Source organism: Nonomuraea salmonea (assembly GCF_042428605.1).
GTDB classification, from domain to species: Bacteria; Actinomycetota; Actinomycetes; order Streptosporangiales; family Streptosporangiaceae; genus Nonomuraea; species Nonomuraea salmonea.
In genome coordinates this window covers 284,959-301,899 of the sequence record NZ_JBHMCF010000029.1, presented here as the reverse complement: position 1 = coordinate 301,899, position 16,941 = coordinate 284,959, and the positions used below count along the sequence as shown (strand labels likewise).

General features: G+C 73.4%; 13 protein-coding genes. 4 read left to right on the top strand and 9 right to left on the bottom strand.

Going from position 1 to position 16,941, the window contains the following annotated elements; translation table 11 throughout:
- The first annotated feature begins 27 nt into the window (after window positions 1-27).
- Window positions 28-1,602 (top strand): FAD-binding oxidoreductase, encoded by a 1,575-nt coding sequence (locus ACFFR3_RS25500; protein WP_379484088.1) that lies wholly within the window; start codon window positions 28-30, stop codon window positions 1,600-1,602.
- Between the two features lie 16 nt (window positions 1,603-1,618).
- Here the strand turns inward: ACFFR3_RS25500 and ACFFR3_RS25495 are convergent, their stop codons facing one another.
- A complete protein-coding gene (locus tag ACFFR3_RS25495; RefSeq protein WP_345387206.1) occupies window positions 1,619-1,969 on the bottom strand; it encodes a hypothetical protein in 351 nt (116 codons plus the stop codon).
- 197 nt (window positions 1,970-2,166) lie between these two features.
- On the opposite strand from ACFFR3_RS25495, the gene ACFFR3_RS25490 reads away from it, so the two are divergent.
- The 3 genes from ACFFR3_RS25490 (at window position 2,167) to ACFFR3_RS25480 (ending at window position 6,792) form a co-directional block, all read left to right on the top strand.
- The gene (locus tag ACFFR3_RS25490; protein WP_345387204.1) at window positions 2,167-3,672 is read left to right on the top strand and encodes a metallophosphoesterase family protein; all 1,506 of its coding nucleotides are present in this window, start codon (window positions 2,167-2,169) and stop codon (window positions 3,670-3,672) included.
- A gap of 30 nt (window positions 3,673-3,702) precedes the next feature.
- Window positions 3,703-5,271: a bifunctional 3'-5' exonuclease/DNA polymerase gene (locus tag ACFFR3_RS25485; protein ID WP_379483967.1), complete on the top strand. Its 1,569-nt coding sequence runs from the start codon at window positions 3,703-3,705 to the stop codon at window positions 5,269-5,271.
- Between the two features lie 99 nt (window positions 5,272-5,370).
- Window positions 5,371-6,792, top strand: coding sequence for a serine hydrolase domain-containing protein (locus ACFFR3_RS25480; RefSeq protein ID WP_364363921.1), 1,422 nt, complete (start codon window positions 5,371-5,373; stop codon window positions 6,790-6,792).
- Here the strand turns inward: ACFFR3_RS25480 and ACFFR3_RS25475 are convergent.
- From ACFFR3_RS25475 to ACFFR3_RS25440, 8 genes are all read right to left on the bottom strand, one after another.
- Window positions 6,749-8,032, bottom strand: coding sequence for an MFS transporter (locus tag ACFFR3_RS25475; RefSeq protein ID WP_364363924.1), 1,284 nt, complete (start codon window positions 8,030-8,032; stop codon window positions 6,749-6,751). The genes ACFFR3_RS25480 and ACFFR3_RS25475 overlap by 44 nt on opposite strands.
- A 149-nt stretch (window positions 8,033-8,181) precedes the next feature.
- Window positions 8,182-9,000 carry an MOSC domain-containing protein gene (locus ACFFR3_RS25470; RefSeq protein ID WP_379483966.1) on the bottom strand — a complete coding sequence of 273 codons (819 nt, stop codon included), beginning with the start codon at window positions 8,998-9,000 and terminating at the stop codon, window positions 8,182-8,184.
- Window positions 8,997-10,193 (bottom strand): Cmx/CmrA family chloramphenicol efflux MFS transporter, encoded by a 1,197-nt coding sequence (locus tag ACFFR3_RS25465; RefSeq protein WP_345387192.1) that lies wholly within the window; start codon window positions 10,191-10,193, stop codon window positions 8,997-8,999. Before ACFFR3_RS25465 ends, ACFFR3_RS25470 begins: the two co-directional genes overlap by 4 nt.
- A 52-nt stretch (window positions 10,194-10,245) precedes the next feature.
- Window positions 10,246-10,818 (bottom strand): TetR/AcrR family transcriptional regulator, encoded by a 573-nt coding sequence (locus ACFFR3_RS25460; protein ID WP_364363930.1) that lies wholly within the window; start codon window positions 10,816-10,818, stop codon window positions 10,246-10,248.
- A 40-nt stretch (window positions 10,819-10,858) separates the two neighbouring features.
- A complete protein-coding gene (locus ACFFR3_RS25455; RefSeq protein WP_379483965.1) occupies window positions 10,859-12,943 on the bottom strand; it encodes a serine/threonine-protein kinase in 2,085 nt (694 codons plus the stop codon).
- Between the two features lie 256 nt (window positions 12,944-13,199).
- Window positions 13,200-14,600: a YlbE family protein gene (locus tag ACFFR3_RS25450; RefSeq protein WP_345387188.1), complete on the bottom strand. Its 1,401-nt coding sequence runs from the start codon at window positions 14,598-14,600 to the stop codon at window positions 13,200-13,202.
- A gap of 55 nt (window positions 14,601-14,655) precedes the next feature.
- A complete protein-coding gene (locus tag ACFFR3_RS25445; protein ID WP_379483964.1) occupies window positions 14,656-15,999 on the bottom strand; it encodes an AllF/FdrA family protein in 1,344 nt (447 codons plus the stop codon).
- Window positions 15,996-16,850: an oxamate carbamoyltransferase subunit AllH family protein gene (locus tag ACFFR3_RS25440; protein ID WP_379483963.1), complete on the bottom strand. Its 855-nt coding sequence runs from the start codon at window positions 16,848-16,850 to the stop codon at window positions 15,996-15,998. Before ACFFR3_RS25440 ends, ACFFR3_RS25445 begins: the two co-directional genes overlap by 4 nt.
- Window positions 16,851-16,941: the final 91 nt, after the last annotated feature.

The window sequence follows — 16,941 nt, the reverse complement described above, 5'->3', positions numbered from 1 at the left end:
CACAGTGTAAACGTGACTGGAGAACCCATGCTGTGGTCGGGCTGGGGCGACCCCGCCCGAGCCCGCGAGCTGCCCGAGCAGGTCAGGAAGCTGCTGCACGACCTGCTCGGCGTCCGCGACCCCGCCACCCCCGCCGCCACTCTTGACGAGGTGCGGCTGCCGCCGGTCGCGCTGCCCGCGCCCCTGCGAGCGGCGCTCGCCGGCGTGGTCGGCGAGGCTCACGTGCTGACCGGGCACGAGGACCGCGTCCGCCACACGCGCGGCAAGTCCACCCCTGACCTGCTGCGGATGCGCGCGGGCGACGGCTCCGACGCGCCCGACGCCGTCGTGCTGCCCGGCTCGCACGACGAGGTGGCCGAGCTGCTGCGGCTGTGCTCACGCGAACGCGTCGCGGTCGTGCCCTTCGGCGGCGGCACCTCCGTCGTCGGCGGGCTCGCCCCGGTCGGCCGCGCGCACGGCCGGGCCCGCTTCGCCGGCGTCGTCGCGCTGGACCTGCGGCGGCTCGACCGGCTGCGCTCGGTGGACACCGAGTCGATGATCGCCGAGTTCGAGCCGGGCGTGCGCGCACCCGACGCCGAGCGGCTGCTCGCCGCGCACGGGCTGACGCTCGGGCACTTCCCCCAGTCCTTCGAGTACGCCACGCTCGGCGGCTTCGCCGCGGCCCGCTCCAGCGGCCAGGCCTCCGCCGGGTACGGCCGCTTCGACGACATGGTCGCCGGCCTGACCCTGGCCACGCCCGCCGGCGACCTCGAACTCGGCCGCGCCCCCAAGTCGGCCGCCGGGCCCGACCTGCGCCAGCTCGTGCTCGGCTCGGAGGGCGCGTTCGGGGTCATCACCGCGCTGCGGCTGCGGGTGCGCCGCGCGCCCGCGGAGCGGCGCTACGAGGGGTGGCGCTTCCCGACGTTCGCGGCCGGGTCGGCCGCCGCGCGGGCGCTGGCCCAGGAGGGGCCGCTGCCGGCCGTGCTGCGGCTGTCGGACGAGACCGAGACGATGATCGGCCTGGCCGACCCCGGCGCCATCGGATCCGGCGGCCCCGGCGGCTGCCTGATGATCACCGGGTACGAGGGCGCCCGCGTGGAGCCGCGCCGGACGGACGCGTCCGCCGTGCTCGCGCGGCTCGGCGGCGAGCCCCTGGGCGAAGGGCCGGGGCAGGCGTGGGAGCACGGGCGGTTCTCGGCGCCGTACCTGCGCGACTCGCTGCTCGCGGCCGGCGCCACCGTCGAGACGCTGGAGACGGCCGGCTTCTGGGCGAACCTGCCGCGCCTCTATGACGCCGTCAGGCTCGCCCTGCTCGGCGCGCTCGGCTCGCCGCTGGTGCTGTGCCACATCTCCCACGTGTACGAGACCGGCGCCAGCCTCTACTTCACCGTCGTGGTCGCGCAGGACGGTGAGCCGGTGGCGCAGTGGGAGCGGGCCAAGGAGGCGGTGAACGCGGCCGTCGTCGAGGCCGGCGGCACGATCACGCACCACCATGGGGTCGGGCGTGACCACCTGGAGGCGTACGGGCGGGAGATCGGCCCCGTCGGGGTGGGCATCCTGCGCGCGGTGAAGGCGTCGGTCGATCCGGAGGGCGTGCTCAACCCCGGCGTGCTGATCCCCTGAGCCCGGCTCCGAGGGGTCAGTCCTCGTCCGGAGGGACCGCGTCGGCCTCGGCCAGGGCGGCCGCGGCGTCGCTGTAGCGGTGCAGGGCCTCCTGGACGGAGGCGAGCGTGTGCAGGCAGACCACCAGGGACCCGCCGCCGATCGACCGGCTGACCGCCACCGCCTCCTGGGCCAGGGACAGCGCCTCCGTGGACCGGCCCCACGCGAGCAGGTGCCTGGCGGTCGTGCGCAGGCAGCGGGCCAGCAGTTCGGTGTGCTCGCGCGGCGCCCGCTCGGCCAGGACCCTGCTGCGCGCGATCGCCTCCATGAAACCGTTCAGCGCGGCACTTCTGCTCCAGCGCGGCCGGGTCTGGGCGAATGCCAGCAAACCCTCGATGGCCCCCACTTCGGAAGTGCCTTTTCGGGTCGCGTCATCCGGGCCGTTACGGCTCATGGGAGCCTCCCCTCGGGCGATCCCAACCGCTTGCTTGGGGGAGGAGGCTACACCATTGCGAACCTTCTGTGTTCCTCACGGTACGGAGCGTTCAGGATGCATGAAAGGTAGATCGCGGTAAAGATGTTGTCATGGTGGAAGTAGCGGCTGAGCGGGGAAAGCAGCTTTCGTCACGGGTGTCGGAGGAGGGCGCGGGCTGGGCATGTGCGCAGATCGGGACGTTCGACCAGCTCAGACCCCATCGCAAGGGGTTCAGCTGGCTCAATCCGGCGACGTTGTGGCGCTCGCGTAACGAGGTGCTGGCGACGTTGTTCGGTGATCCTTCCGGGCAGGTCCGCGAGCGGTGGGTGAAGGCGCAGGAAGCCCGCGGGATTGATCGCGAATTTCGCATCAAGCCGCCTGTCGGGGGAAATTTCAGTTTCCTGTTACTGGGCGATACCGGTGAGGGGGACGCGTCCCAGTACGCCGTTGTTCCGGGCATGCTGAAACTCGGCGAGGGCACGGCGTTCGCCGTCATCGCCAGTGACGTGATCTATCCCACCGGATCGGGCAACGAGTACGGCGACAAGTTCTTCCGCCCGTACCAGGAGTACGACGCCCCGATCTACGCGATCCCCGGCAACCACGACTGGTACGACGGGCTCGGCGGCTTCATGCGGGTCTTCTGCGACGCTCCGCCGCTCAAGCCCACCCCCGACCGAGGGCTGCGCGGCCTGCTGTGGCGCAGGCCGGAGACCATCGACGAGGACCGCCTGGCCGAGGCTCGCGCGCTGCGCGGCAGGCCGTCGCAGCAGGCCAAGGGGCCGGCCGCGCAGCCGGGCCCCTACTGGGCGATCGAGAGCGAGAGCCTGCTCATCGTGGGCGTGGACACCGGCATCAGGAACGTCATCGACCGCGACCAGACCGCGTGGCTGCGCCGCGTCTCGCTCGACCCCCGGCCGAAGATCCTGGTGACCGGCAAACCCATCTACACCGGCAACGAGTACAAGCCGTCGCCGCTGGAGGAGGGCGGCACGATCGACGACATCGTGCGCGACCCGGCGCACCGCTACGTCGCGGCCATCGGCGGCGACGTGCACAACTACCAGCGCTACCCGGTCGAGCTGGACGACGGCCGGGTGATCCAGTACGTCGTCTCGGGCGGCGGCGGCGCGTTCATGCACGCCACGCACACCATCGAGCGGGTCGACGTGCAGGGCGTGCACGAGGACGCCTTCAAGTGCTACCCGCTGCGCGGCGACTCGCTGTCGTTCTACAGCCAGCTCTACGCCAAGCGGCTGCGCATGCGCTGGCTCTGCCTCACGCCGGCCGAGGCCGCCTGCATCATGACGGAGCGCATCAAGAACGAGCCGGTCAGGACGCCGGCCGGGCCGGTGCGCATCACCCTGCGGATGCGCTGGGCGGCGCGGCTGCTCGGCGCCTGGCCGTGGCCGCTGCGGCTGCCGGTCGACCGGGTGTTCCACCGTTACCTGTCGGAGCTGTCCGACTGGGACACGCCGCCGTTCTTCAAGCAGTTCCTGCACGCCACGGTGACGCCGCAGGAGCTGACGCTGCGCTGCTTCGCCGCCACCGGCTGCCTGGGCCAGGAGCTGAACCCGCCGCTCGAGGACGAGGTCCGCATCGACCTGACGCGGTAATTGTCGGAGCCGTTTGGCACCCTTGGTCACGTGTACGTGGTGGTCGCGGGCGAGAGGGTGCTGCCGGTCGGCGGCGCGCCGAGCCGTCCGGCCGGCCTGGCGGAGGCGGTGCGCGAGCTGGAGGCCGGCCAGGCGCCCCGGTGGGTGTGGGCCGACACGCGTGAGGCGTACCCTCCGCTGGTCGAGGAGGGCGTGCGGGTCGCGCGCTGCCACGACCTCGCGCTGACCGAGGGCCTGCTGCTCGCCTACGAGGGCCGCCACCGCGAGCCGCGCTCGGCCAGGGCCGCCCACGCCAGGCTGCACGGCCTGCCGGTGCCCGACGAGCGGCCGAACGAGCCCGGCACGCTGTTCGCGCCCGAGCCGCCCTCCGCCGAGCTGGTCGCCGAGGTGCTCGACGACCAGCTGCGCCGCATCGCCGCGCTGCCCGAGCCGGGCCGCTTCCGGCTGCTGGTGGCGGCCGAGTCGGCGGGCGCGCTGGTGGCGGCCGAGATGACGCACGAGGGCATGCCGTGGCGCAAAGACGTGCACGACGCGCTGCTGACCGAGCTGCTCGGGCCGCGTCCCGTCCACGGCATGCGGCCGGCCAAGCTGCAGGCGCTGGCCGACGAGGTGGCGGCGGCGTTCGGCCATCCGGTCAATCCCGACTCCGCGCAGCAGATCGTCAAGGCGTTCAAGGGCGCGGGGGTGTCGCTGAAGACGACCCGGCAGTGGGAGCTGAAGCAGATCGAGCATCCGGCCGTGGCGCCGCTGCTGGCGTACAAGGAGCTGGCGCGGCTGCACAGCGCCCACGGGTGGGCGTGGGCCGACCAGTGGGTGCACGGCGGGCGGTTCCGTCCCGAATATGTGGTCGGCGGCGTGGTGTCGGGGCGGTGGGCCACCAACGGCGGCGGCGCGCTGCAGATCCCGAAGGTGATGCGGCAGGCCGTGCTGGCCGACGACGGGTGGGTGCTGGTCGTGGCCGACGCCGCCCAGCTCGAGCCGCGGGTGCTCGCCGCGATGGCCGGTGACGGGCGGCTGGCCGAGGCGGCGGGGGAGATCGACCTCTACTCCGCGCTCGCGCGGTCGTTCGGCGGCGAGCGGGCCAACGCCAAGATCGCGATGCTGTCCGCCATGTACGGCGGCACCAGCGGCGACGCCTCGCGCCTCTTGGCCGTGCTGCGGCAGCGCTTCCCCAAGGCGTACCAGTTCGTCGAAGACGCGGCCAAGGCGGGGGAGGAAGGGCGGACCGTACGCACCTGGCTGGGCCGCACCAGCCCGCCGCCGTCCGAGCGGTGGAAGGAGCTGGTGTCCGGGCCCGAGGGCGTGCGGGCCGCCCGCGACCGCGGCCGCTTCACCCGCAACTTCGTGGTGCAGGGCACGGCCGCCGAGTGGGCGCTCGCGCTGCTCGCCGTGCTGCGCGGGCGGCTGCCCGAGCCGGCCGGCCTGGTGTTCTTCCAGCACGACGAGGTGATGGTGCACTGCCCCGCCGAGCAGGCCGAGGAGGTGACGGCGGCGATCGCCGCCGCGGCGGCCGAGGCGACCCGGCTGCTGTTCGGGCACACGCCGGTGCGCTTCCCGATGGAGACGGTCGCGGTCGGCTGCTACGCCGACGCCAAATAGCACGGCTACGGTTTCCCGTGACACGGCTACGGTTTCCCGTAACGAACGCGGCGGTTTCTCACCATGGCGGGGGACAAGGGGCCTCCGTAGCGTCGGCAGGTGCTCAAAACCGTGCTTGCCGCCCTATGCCTCACCTTCGTCCCCGTCACCTCGGTCCCAGCGCCGGTCCCAGCGCCGGTCCCAGCATCGGTCCCAGCGCCGGTCGACGCCTACGTCGAGCGTCACCGGGCGGCCACCGGCCTGCCTGGCGTCGCGGTGGCGATCACCAGGAAGGGCGAGGTCGTCCACACCGCCGGGTACGGGGAGACCGCCACGGGCGAGCCCGTCACCGCCGCCACCCCCATGGCGGTGGCCTCGGTCAGCAAGTCCTTCACCGCCCTGGCCGTCCTGCGGCTGGCCGAGCAGGGCAAGCTGGCCCTCGACCAGCCGGTGCGCCGCTATCTGCCCGAGTTCACGATGGCCGATCCCAGGGCCGGGAAGATCACCGTACGGATGCTGCTCGACCAGACCTCGGGCATGGCCGACACGGCCTTCCGCGAGAAGAGCCTGCCCCAGCCGGACACCCTGCGAGGCGCGGTGGCCCGGCTCAGGACGGCCAAGCTCGCCGCGGACCCCGGCACCGCCTTCAGCTACCACAACACCAACTACCAGGTCGCCGCCCGGCTCGTGGAAGTGGTCGGCGGCCGGCCGTTCGCGGATCATCTCGCCGCGCACGTCTTCGAGCCCCTCGGCATGCGCCGCACCACGACGATCGACACCGACCGGGGCCTGCCCGGCACCGCTCGCGGCCACCTGTACGTCCTCGGCCGGGCCGTCGCCCTGCCGGAGCCCACGGCCTTCGGCAACGGCTCAGGCGGCGTCATCAGCACCGCCGACGACATGGCCAGGTGGCTGATCGCGCAGAACGCCGGTCTCCCCGGCCTGCTGTCCCCGCAGGGCGTCGAGGAGATGCGTACGGGCTCCGAGCAGAACACGGACTACGCGCTCGGCTGGCAGCTCGGCACGACGGACGAAGGCACCCCCGTGCTCGAACACGGGGGAGACCTGTTCACCTCCACCGCCTACCAGGTGGTGATGCCCGGCCCGGGATACGGCATCGCCGTCATGGCCAACACCGGCATGGCCTTCTCCGACGCGGAGACCCTGATGAGGGGCCTGGTCACCATCGTCGAGGGCGGCACCCCGCGGGTGCCCGGCGGCCGGCCGATGCTCGTCACCGACGCGCTCTTCGCGCTGCTGACCCTGGCGACCGTCGCGCTGGCGGCACGCGGCACCGTGCGCGCCCGGCGCTGGGCCGCGCGCCGCACGGGGTGGCAGCGGTGGCGGCTGGTGCCCTACCTGGCCCCGCTCGTGCTGTGCGCGACGCTGGAGCCGGTGCACCGCTTCCTGGCCCGGGGGCGCGACGCCGCGTTCGTCCAGCTCGCCTACCTCTACCCGACGTTCATGATCTGGCTGGTGACCGCCGCCGCAGCGGGGCTCACCGTGATCGCCGCTCGCCTGTGGAGCGGCGCCAGACGGTGACCAGCCAGAGGCCGGACACCGCGACCATGATGCCGACCACCAGGCCGAGCACGCCGTAGCCGAGCAGGCCGACGATGGCGCCCGCGATGATGGTGCCAGTGGCCCCGCAGACGTTCATCAGCAGGTCGGACAGGCCCTGGACGGCGGTCCGCCGCTCCAGCGGCACCGACTCGGTGACCAGCGCCGAGCCGGCCACGAGGCCGCACGACCAGCCGAGGCCGAGCAGCACCAGCGCCGCCGTCACCTGCCACACCCGGTGCCCCGCGGTGCCGGCCAGCGCGGCGGCGCTCAGCAGCAGGCCCATGCCGAGCACCAGCACCGGCAGTTTGCCCGCCTTGTCGGCCAGCCAGCCGACGACCGGCGACAGCACGTACATGCCGGCGATGTGCAGGCTGATGACCAGGCCGATGACGTCGAGGTTCGAGCCGTCGTGGTGCAGCTTGACCGGGGTCATGGACATGACCGACACCATGGCCGTGTGGCTGACCGCGATCATGACGAGGGCGTGGCGGGCCATCGGGGTGGTGCGCAGGGTCTGCAGGGCGGTGCGGATCGTGCCCCGGCGTCCCCTGCTCTCCTCGCGGGTGCCGTGCACCTCGCGGGCCAGTACGAGCGGGTCGGGCCGCAGCAGGACGAGGATGACGAGCAGCGCCAGGCCGAAGGCGAGCGCCGCGAACGCGAACGGCCCCGCCTTCTCCACCAGCCCGAGCCGCATGCCGATCTGGTCGGCGGGTTTGGCGAGGTTGGGGCCCGCGACGGAGCCGATCGTGGAGGCCCACACGACGAGCGACAGGTGCCGGGCCGAGCGGTCGCGCGGCGACAGGTCGGTGGCCGAGTAGCGGGCCGCCAGGCTGCCCGCGCTGCCGCCGCCGACCAGGACGAGCCCGGCCAGCAGCAGCGGCCACGTGCCCAGGCTGATCGCCAGCACGGAGACCAGGCAGCCGGCCAGGGCGGCGACGTACGCCAGCGACAGGCCGGCCCGCCGCCCGCCGCGGCCCGCTGCCCTGGCGGTGGGCAGTGCGAGCAGCGCCGCGCCGAGCACCGTGGCCGTGCCGGCGAAGCCGCTGATCACCGTCGACTTGGACAGCTCGTCCACGACGACGGAGCTGAGCGCCAGCCCGACGGCGACGCCCACGCCGCCCACGATCTGCGCCGCGGACAGCACCGCGAGCGTACGGCGCTGGACGCGGGCGATCCGGTCAGGAGGGGACGAGGCGGACTGTGTGGGGGCACTGGTCACCCGTGAAGTCTCGCATAACCCCTAACAACACCCCATAGAGGACACTGCGCCTTGATCGGGCCGATCCCCGACGGCGGTCGCGTCCAGGGCCGTCGGGGATGGGGCCGTCGGGGATGGGGGCCACGCGTCTCTTGCGGGGTGAGCCGGGGTCAGAGGATGGCGACGCGGTCGCCCACGGCGATGCGGCCGGGGGCGTCGGGGATGAGGTTGACGCCGAACCAGGTCTTCCCCTCGCGCTTGCGGTAGCGCGACAGCGTCCTGATGGGCTCCTTGCCCTTCTCGTACGTGTCGGGGTCGATGGTCGTCAGCACGCACCGCGCGCACCCCTTGGCGACCCTGAACTCCACCTCACCGATCCGCAGCCGCTTCCACCCGTCCTCGGCGAACGGCTCCGACGGCACGCCGTCGACCACCACGTTCGGCCGGAACCTGCGCATGGGCAGCGGCGCGGGCGGTTCGGCGCCGCGTTCGAGCGCGTCCTCGGCGATCCAGTCGTTGAGCCGGGCGAGCGAGGCCGCCGAGGTCAGCAGCAGCGGGTAGCCGTCGGCCAGGCTGACCCGGTCGGCAGGCCGCCCGTACGCGGGATCGACGGGCCGCCGCCTGGGGTCGTCCAGCCACTTCAGCCGCACCGGCCGCCCCACCAGCGAGGTCAGCCACGCGGCGGCGGCGTCGCCGCAGTCGGTGAGCTCGATGTCGCTGCCCCACAAGGTGACGGGGGACAGCCGGGCGGAGGGGGCCACCCGCAGCGGCTCGGCGTGCGGGCCGGTCAGCGTCAGCGCGTCGCCGTCGAGCATGGGGACGACGGCCAGCAGCCGGGGCTCGACGCGGGCGGTCAAGGTGCGGCCCTGCTCGTCGGCCACGAGGTAGCGGCGGTCGCCGGCCAGCCCCCACGGCAGCACGTCGGCCTCGCTCACCTCATGGCCAGTGGTGGATTTGACCGGATAGTACGAGATGCTCGCCAGCTTCATGCGGCAGACCGTATCTCCACTTCGTGGGTTTTCCGAAGGGGATTTCCGCCGCGCTCCAGGGCCGCCGACAGCGCAGCGGCGGCCAGCGCGACGACCCCGATCGCGACGCCGGTCCAGGCCACGGAGGCGTAGCCGAGATCGGCACTGATCATCAGGCCGCCCACCCAGGGGCCGACCGTGATGCCGACGTTGAAGGCGGCCACGTTGAAGGCGGCGGCCAGCGTCGGGGCGTTCTTGGCGAGGGCGAAGGGGCGGGCGTTCAGCGCCGGGTTGGTGCCGAAGCCGAACGCGCCGAGCAGGAAGATCAGCGGGATGGCCAGCACGGCGACCTCGGCCGACAGGGCGAGGGCGGCCGAGGTCAGCACGAGACCGACGACGCCGGTGAACAGCAGCGGGAACGGCCGGGCGTCGCCGATCCTGCCGCCGATGGTGATGCCGATGAGGGAGCCGGCGCCGTACAGGGCGAGGACGGCGGGCACCCAGGGCTCGTCGATGCCGGTGACGCCGGTCAGCAGCGGGCTCAGGTAGCTGAAGGTGGCGAGCAGCGCGCCCGTGGTCAGCGCGGTGACGCCGTACGCGAGCCACAGCCGCGGCCTGGCGATCGCCCGCAGCTCGGTGGTCACGCTCGGCGCGCCCTCCGTCTTGGGACGGCCGCCGGGGATGGTGGCGAGCACGCCGATCGCCGACAGCGCCGACAGCCCGGCGACCGCCCAGAACGCCGCCCGCCAGCCCAGGTGCTGGCCGATCACCGTGCCGGCGGCCAGGCCGAGGATGGTGGCCACGGTGAGACCGCCCGCCAGCACGCTCATCGCCTTGGCGCGGGCGTTGACGGGCACCAGGCCGATCGCGGTGGCGGCGGCCACGGCCCAGAAGCCCGCGTACACGAAGGCGCCCACCACGCGGGTGGCGAACAACACGGCATAGTCGGCCGTCAGCGCGCCCGCCACGTGCGACAACGCGAAGATCGCCAGGAACGACAGCAACACCGTACGCCGGGGCAGCCGGATCGTCGCGACGGCCAGCAGGGGCGCGCCCACCAGCATGCCCAGGGCGAACGCGGAGATCAGCAGGCCCGCGTCGGGGATGGACACGCCGAGGTCGGCGGCCATGCCGGGCAGCAGCCCGGCCAGCATCAGCTCCGACGTGCCCTGCGCGAAGATCGACAGGCCGAGGATGTAGACCGCCAAGGGCATGGCGGGCCTCCTTGTTTTAGATTGATCAGTACAAAATGCGGGCATGAAGAGATCAGAAGACGGTCAGCGCGACGTTCGCGATCGACTCGAGCGCCCCCCGGTCCGCGCCGCCTCGCTCGGCCACCCGCAGGCCGTTGACCGTGGCGGCGACGAACCTGGCCAGGGCCAGCGGGTCGTGCTCAGGGCCGAGCTCGCCCCGGATGCGCGCGGCCTCGATGCCGGTCCTCAGCAGCTCGATGCGTTTCGCCTCGTCGCGGCGGAGCACCTCGGCGATCACCGAGTCGTGGGGCGCCAGCTCGATGCTGGCGTTGACCACCATGCAGCCGGCCGGTTCTTCAGGATCGGGCTCGACCGCCCACCACAGGACGGTCCTGACCTTCTCCTTGATGGGCAGGTCGGCGTCCATCAGCTCGGCGAGCGAGCCGTTGTGCACGTCCATGTAGTGGCGCAGCGCCCGCTCGAACAGGTCGTGCTTGCTCGCGAACGTGTTGTAGATGCTGCTGCGGCCGAGGCCGGTCGCGGCGCACAGGTCCTGCGTCGAGGTGGCCTCGTAGCCCGCGTCCCAGAACGCGCGCATGGCCGCCTCGACCGCCCTGTCCTCCTCGAACTTCCTCGGCCGTGCCATGACCGGCACGCTACCGTTTTGGAACGACCGATGCAATACGTCAGGCGTTCGGCTGGAACGTGTCCAGGAACACCTTCCTCGTCTCCGCCTGGTCGTCCCAGTGCAGGTCGGGCAGGTCGAAGACGATCTTGTACGCGGACGTGCCGCCGAGCGCGGCGTACCTGGTCAGGGCGTGCATGGGGATGCCGTTGGGCGTGGTGTAGGTGTACTCCCAGTCGGCCGCCTGCGTGCCCCGGTACTTCACGGCCTGCAGCCGTACCTGGATGTAGTTCTCCCTGCCGCCCTGGGCCTCCTGCTCGCCCAGCTCGGCCAGCCCGCCGTCGTCCTGCGGTGCGGCCTTCTCGACCACGATCCGCATGTTCGAGTCCTTCGGCCCGTTGAACGTCGCCACGTCGCCCGCGACCGCGAGCTTCCAGCCCTTCGGCAGGGCGGCGGTGAACCCGGGCCCCGTCAGCTCCTCGAACCCGCTCGGCACCGGCGAAGGCTCGCTCGCCTGCTCGGCCGCGGCGCTCGCCGGTGACGGCGCGGCGGCCGGCGGCGTCTCGCCTGAGCCGCTGGTCAGGATGAGCACCACCGCGCCCGCCACGACGGCCACCGCCACCAGCGCGCTGACGATCGTCAGCGGCGTCGGGCGGCCGCCGCGCACCCACGGCCCCTCGTCCTCCTCCGGCCTGCGCCGGCTCTTCCCGGTACGCGGCCCCGCAGGAGGCAGCGAGGTCAGGCTGCCCCTGCCGACGTCCCTGGACAGGCTGCGCGACTGCTCGCGCAGGTCGTCGGGGGTGGCCAGGGGCCACGGGGTGGCGGCCGAGGTGCGGCTGTCGGTGGTGAGGGGGAGGATCGGCTGCGGCCTGGGGCCCGTGCCGGTGTCCAGGTCGTCGTCGATGCCGCGGCCGGGAGGCGGCGCGCCGAAGGGCGGCTGCGGGCCGGACGAGCTGCGCAGCGCGTCGTACGGGTTCGACGAGCTGGCCAGGGAGTCGTAGGGGCCGGACGAACCGGCCAGGGAGTCGTACGGGCCTGACGAACTCGCGAACGAGTCGTACGGGCCCGAGGTGCTCGCCAGCGAGTCGTACGGGCCAGAGGCGCCGCCGGCCGGTTCGTCGGCGCGGGGGAGTGGGGGCAGCTGGTCGGTGCGGTGGCTGCCCGAAGGGCTCGACATGCCCTCGTACGGCATCGAATGGCCGCCCGACGGGCTCGTGATCGGGTCGTACGGCACCCGCACCGGCCCCGACGGCGTCTCCACGATGCGCGACGGCATCGGCCCCGACGGCGGCTCCAGCGGCGGCAGCAGGTTGGCGGGCGTCGAGTCGGTCGGGCTCGGCAGCGTCTCGGGGGTGCGCGGCCTGGGCGCGCCGTGCGCCCGCAGCACCGCCTCCAGCATCTCCATGACCTGCTCGGAGGTCAGCCGCTCGTTCGGGTTCTTGTGCAGCAGGCCCTCGATCACCGGCAGCAGCGAGCCGGCCCGCTGCGGCCTGATCGGCTCCTGGGTCAGCACCGAGCCGAGCACCGCCACCGGGTCGGGCCCCTCGTACGGGGGCCGCCCCTCGACGGCGGCGTACAGGGTGGCGCCGAACGACCACAGGTCGGCGGCCTGCCCGATCAGCTGGCCGGACAGGCGCTCGGGCGGGATGTACGCCGGCGAGCCCATCAGCAGCCCGGTCTGCGTGATCGTCACGTCGCCCTCTATGGCGGCGATGCCGAAGTCGGTCAGCACCACTCGGTCCGAGGTCAGCAGCACGTTGCCGGGCTTGATGTCGCGGTGCAGGATGCCGTGCGCGTGCGCGTGCCTGAGCGCGTCGAGCACGCGGATGCCGATCTCGGCCGCCTGGACCACCGGCAGCGGGCCGCTCTGGCGTACGGCCTGCTCCAGCGACCACGCGCGGACCAGCTCCATCACGATCCAGGGCCGGCCGTCCTCCTCGACCACGTCGTGCACGGTCACGATGCCCGGGTGTGTCAGCCGCCCGGCAGACCTGGCCTCGCGCAGCATGCGCCGGTGCGCCACCTGCTTGCCCGCGTCGTCCAGCCCGTACGGCAGGATCAGCTCCTTGACCGCCACGTCACGGTCGAGCAGCACGTCGTGCGCGTGCCACACCATGCCCATGCCGCCCCTGCCCACGGGCGACATCAGCCGGTAGCGTCTGCCGATCAGGCGCCCCTGGCTCTGCGAAGAGCCCCCCGCGGCACCCCCCTCTGGGCCGGGTCCGCTGAGCAAGCGGTCGGCTGCCATGTTCCCGCCCCCATCTCGCCTCATCCGTCACGTGCGTTCTCACGCTACTTGCAGATTATGGAGGATCGTCACGATATCGGCGGGGAATGCACAAGGGAAGGTGACATTGTCTGACAACAATCCTGACGTGCAGATATATAGGGATTAAAATGGATCACTTACCCAAAACGGACAGGGCTTGGAGGGCGCTCGTGAACGCCTCCACCGGCGGCTCCACCAGGCCGGCACCGACCTGACCGGTGCCCGCGACCCGGCCCGCGATCCCCGTGTTGACCACCGGCAGCAGCCCCGTCCGCGCCACCAGCGCCACATCGATCCCCACCGGCGTGCCGCGGAAGCCGAGGCCGGGAATCTGGTAGGCGGGATGCTCGGCCAGCGTGATCTCGTACATCGACCGGGTGGCCCGCACCGCGTCCGCCACCTCGCCGCCCACGAACCGCACGATCGCCGGCGCCGCCGCCATCGCGAAACCGCCGAGCCCCGACGTCTCCGTGATCGTCGAGTCGCCGATGTCCGGGTTCGCGTCGTCCGGCCCGTACGCGCCCAGATAGAGCCCGTGCGGCACCCCGGCGGGCCCGGTGAACCAGCGCCCGCCCAGCCCCGACACCTGCACCCCGAAATCGGTGCCGTTGCGCGCCATCGCCACCACCAGCGACGAGCCAGGCACGTCGCGCGCCGCGTCGGTGCTGACCTTGGCCGCGGCCATGCCCGCGTTCAGGAAGAAGTGGTCGTTGCCGTTGATGAAGCGCAGCACCTGCGCCGCGTCGCCCGGCGCCGCCTCCACGATCGCGGGAGCCAGCTCGCGCAGCAGCAGCGAGGTGGCCGCGCGGTTGCGGTTGTGCAGCTCGTCGCCCATCTGCAGGGCCTGCGCGATCAGCGCGCGCAGGTCGATCGGCCCCGTACGCTCCAGCGCCCCCGCCAGCGCCGGGCCGAGCACCTGGTCCATCCAGCGCAGCCGGTCGAGCACCTCGGGCCCGTACGCGCCGTACCGCAGCACCTTGCCCAGGCCCTCGTTCAGCGAGCAGTACGCGGTGCCGCCGTGCTCGGCGTCGTGCACCTCGAACAGCCACATCGACGGGCTCACCACGCCCGCCATCGGGCCCACCGCCCCGTGCTCGTGGCAGGGGCGCAGCTCGACCGCGCCCGCCGCCAGCCGGTCGGCGGCGTCCTCCTCGTCGGCGGCCAGGCTCTCCAGCAGCATCGCGCCGATCAGCGCGCCGCGCATCGGGCCCGACGCCCGCTCCCACGTGATGGGCGGGCCCGCGTGCAGGAACACGCCGGGTTCGAGGATCTCCGAGGCCCGCCGCACGCCTGCCAGGTGCGGCCTGGCCGCCGTCAGCCGGCCGACGGCCACCGCGTTGGCCTCCTGCCTGCGCGGATCGGCCAGCACCCGGGCCAGCGCCTGCTCGGTGCCGGGCAGCGGCGGGCGCCAGGCGACCGGGACCGTCGCCACGGCCTGCTCCCGCAGCGCCTCGTCGAGCAGCCCGGCCCCGACGGTGATCACGCGGGGCGGCCCGTCGAGCAGGCCGGGCACGGTCTCGGGCTGAGCGGTCACATCGGGCTCCTGGCAGGGCGAACGGCCTGGGCGATCAGAGCGAACTCCCGCCCGGTCACATCAGGCTCCTGGCGTGGCGGGCGGCCTGGGCGTTGGAGACGAAGACCGACGCGCCCGCCTCGCGGAACGCGGCGGCCTGCCGGTGCAGGTCCTGCGGGTCGCCCTCGGTGCCGACCAGGGCGACGACCACCGTGGCCGGCGTACGGGCGATCGCGGGGGCCAGCGCGGCGGCCGGGTCGGGGTCGGCGCCGTGGCCGAGCACGACGTCCATGAGCACCACGTCCGTCTCCACGGCCCGGGACAGGGCCTCGACGCGCAGGGCCGGGTCGATCATCGGGTGGGCGCGGCCCCTGGTGTAGGTGTCGTCGCCGAAGTCCACGAAGTCGCCTGAACCGGCCAGCAGGGCGGACTCGGCGCACAGCGTGCCGCCGGCGTACAGGCCCTTGAGCGCTTTGGCGGCCGGACGCGAGCCGGGCGCGGCCGGCCAGGACGGCCACTCGGGGACGGCCCTGCCGAGCACCCGCAGCACCTGCTCGGCCGCCGTGGTCAGATCGCCGCCGGACGTGCCGAGCAGGGCGTGCACCACGGGGGTGCGCAGGCGTTCTGCCGCCACCTCGCGCGCCACCCCGGGGGACGGCGGCTTGGAGACCAGCACGATCAGCTCGCTGGCCGGGTCGTCGTCCAGCATGCGCAGGGCGCGCCGCGTGGACAGGCCGCCCACCTCGGCCGACAGGTCCCTTCCGCCCACCCCGAGCACGTGGCTGACCCCCACGCCCGCCCAGTCGAGCAGCGACGTCACCTGCTGCGCCCCCGTGCCCGACGCGGCCACCACGCCGACCGGGCCGGGCGACAGCACGTTCGCGAAGCCGAGCCCGGCGCCGCCGATCGCGGCGGTGCCGCAGTCGGGGCCCATGACCAGCACGTCCTTCGCCTCGGCCAGCTCCTTCAGCCGCCGCTCCTGCGCGACCGTGACGCCGTCGCTGAAGATCATGACGGGCAGGCCGGCCTCGACGGCGTCCAGGGCCTCGAAGAAGGCGTACTCGCCGGGCGTCGAGACCAGCACCAGGTTCGCCGCGTCGCGGGCGGCGGCCGAACGGGTGGTCAGCGGCGGCTGCTCCGCCGCCGAGGACTCGGCCCCGTGCGTGCCCGCGAGCAGCCGATCAGCCTCCGCCACAGCCGCGTCCGCGTCCGCGGCGCGTACCGCGATCAGCAGGTCGGACGGCCCCGCCGCCGGCACGTCGAAACCCATGTCGCGCAGGATCGAGACGTTGAGATCGGTGCCCATCGCGACCATCGCGGCCGTCACGCCGGGCAGCTCCGACAGCGCCCGGCTGACCCGCATGAGCGTCACCGAGTCGTGGTACGCCCCCCGCCGCGCCAGCACCAGCGGCTCGCTCATCCGGCCGCCCCCAGCGACAGGACCGTACGCGCGCCGATCGCGACGCCCTGGGCGAGGTCGCTGCCCGAGGTGTGGCCGAGCCGGTGCAGGCGGCGCAGCGCCGGGGCCAGCGCCTGGCGCCCGGCCAGGCCGCGCAGCACGCCGAGCACCTCGGGGCTGGCCTCGCCCCTGGCCGCGCAGTGCAGGAGGGTCGCGGAGATCGGCGTCGTCCGGGTGCGGGCGTCGTACGTCACGGTCGCCGCCAGCCAGTCGGCCAGCCACACGGCCCGCCCCGCGCCGGCGGCCCTGCCGAGATGCCGCAGCGCCACCAGCAGCCCAGCCAGCACGTCGTCCCCGCTCGGCGTGAGCCCTGGGCCCAGCCCGACCAGCCGCTCGGCCGCCGTCACGGCGCCCAGCAGCCACCCCTTCGCGCAACTGTCCGCGAGCAACTCCACCGAGGCGTCACCGGACAGCCCAGCGCCGGGCGGCTCGGTCAGCTCGTCCACGGCCCGCGCCAGCAGGTCCCTGTCCACCGCGCCGAGCGGCGGCGCGGGATCCCACCACCGGCGTACGGTCAGGCTCAGCGGGCCCAGCTCGATCGCCCGGTCACCCACCGCCGCGTCGTCACCCACCGTGAGGTGCGGCAGCGGGGCGGCCAGTAGCACGGAGTTGGGCAGCCGGGTGGCCTCGCCGGTGATCACCGCGATCACCGACGGCTCCACCTCGGTCCTGACCTCCAGATACACGCCCTGAGGGAACGCCGCGAGCACCCGCGCCGGACGCCGCTGTGCCTCCAGCAACGCGCGCACCGCCGTGCTGGCCGCACCCGTGACGTGCACGCGGGTACGCCGCGCATGAGTACTGACGGTCACCGGACCTCCCAACCGACCTTGGACCTGACCGTAGAACGGCCGACGAACCCTCCGTACGGGTAAATTTGCCAACAGTCAGCGCGATGGTTGG

Excerpts from the sequence above, each read along its gene's own strand:
- ACFFR3_RS25500 (WP_379484088.1), top strand. The coding sequence starts at position 28 with ATGCTGTGGTCGGGCTGGGGCGACCCCGCCCGAGCCCGCGAGCTGCCC.
- ACFFR3_RS25490 (WP_345387204.1), top strand. The coding sequence starts at position 2,167 with ATGGTGGAAGTAGCGGCTGAGCGGGGAAAGCAGCTTTCGTCACGGGTG.
- ACFFR3_RS25470 (WP_379483966.1), bottom strand. The coding sequence starts at position 9,000 with ATGAAGCTGGCGAGCATCTCGTACTATCCGGTCAAATCCACCACTGGC.
- ACFFR3_RS25465 (WP_345387192.1), bottom strand. The coding sequence starts at position 10,193 with ATGCCCTTGGCGGTCTACATCCTCGGCCTGTCGATCTTCGCGCAGGGC.
- ACFFR3_RS25460 (WP_364363930.1), bottom strand. The coding sequence starts at position 10,818 with ATGGCACGGCCGAGGAAGTTCGAGGAGGACAGGGCGGTCGAGGCGGCC.
- ACFFR3_RS25455 (WP_379483965.1), bottom strand. The coding sequence starts at position 12,943 with ATGTCGCCCGTGGGCAGGGGCGGCATGGGCATGGTGTGGCACGCGCAC.
- ACFFR3_RS25445 (WP_379483964.1), bottom strand. The coding sequence starts at position 15,999 with ATGAGCGAGCCGCTGGTGCTGGCGCGGCGGGGGGCGTACCACGACTCG.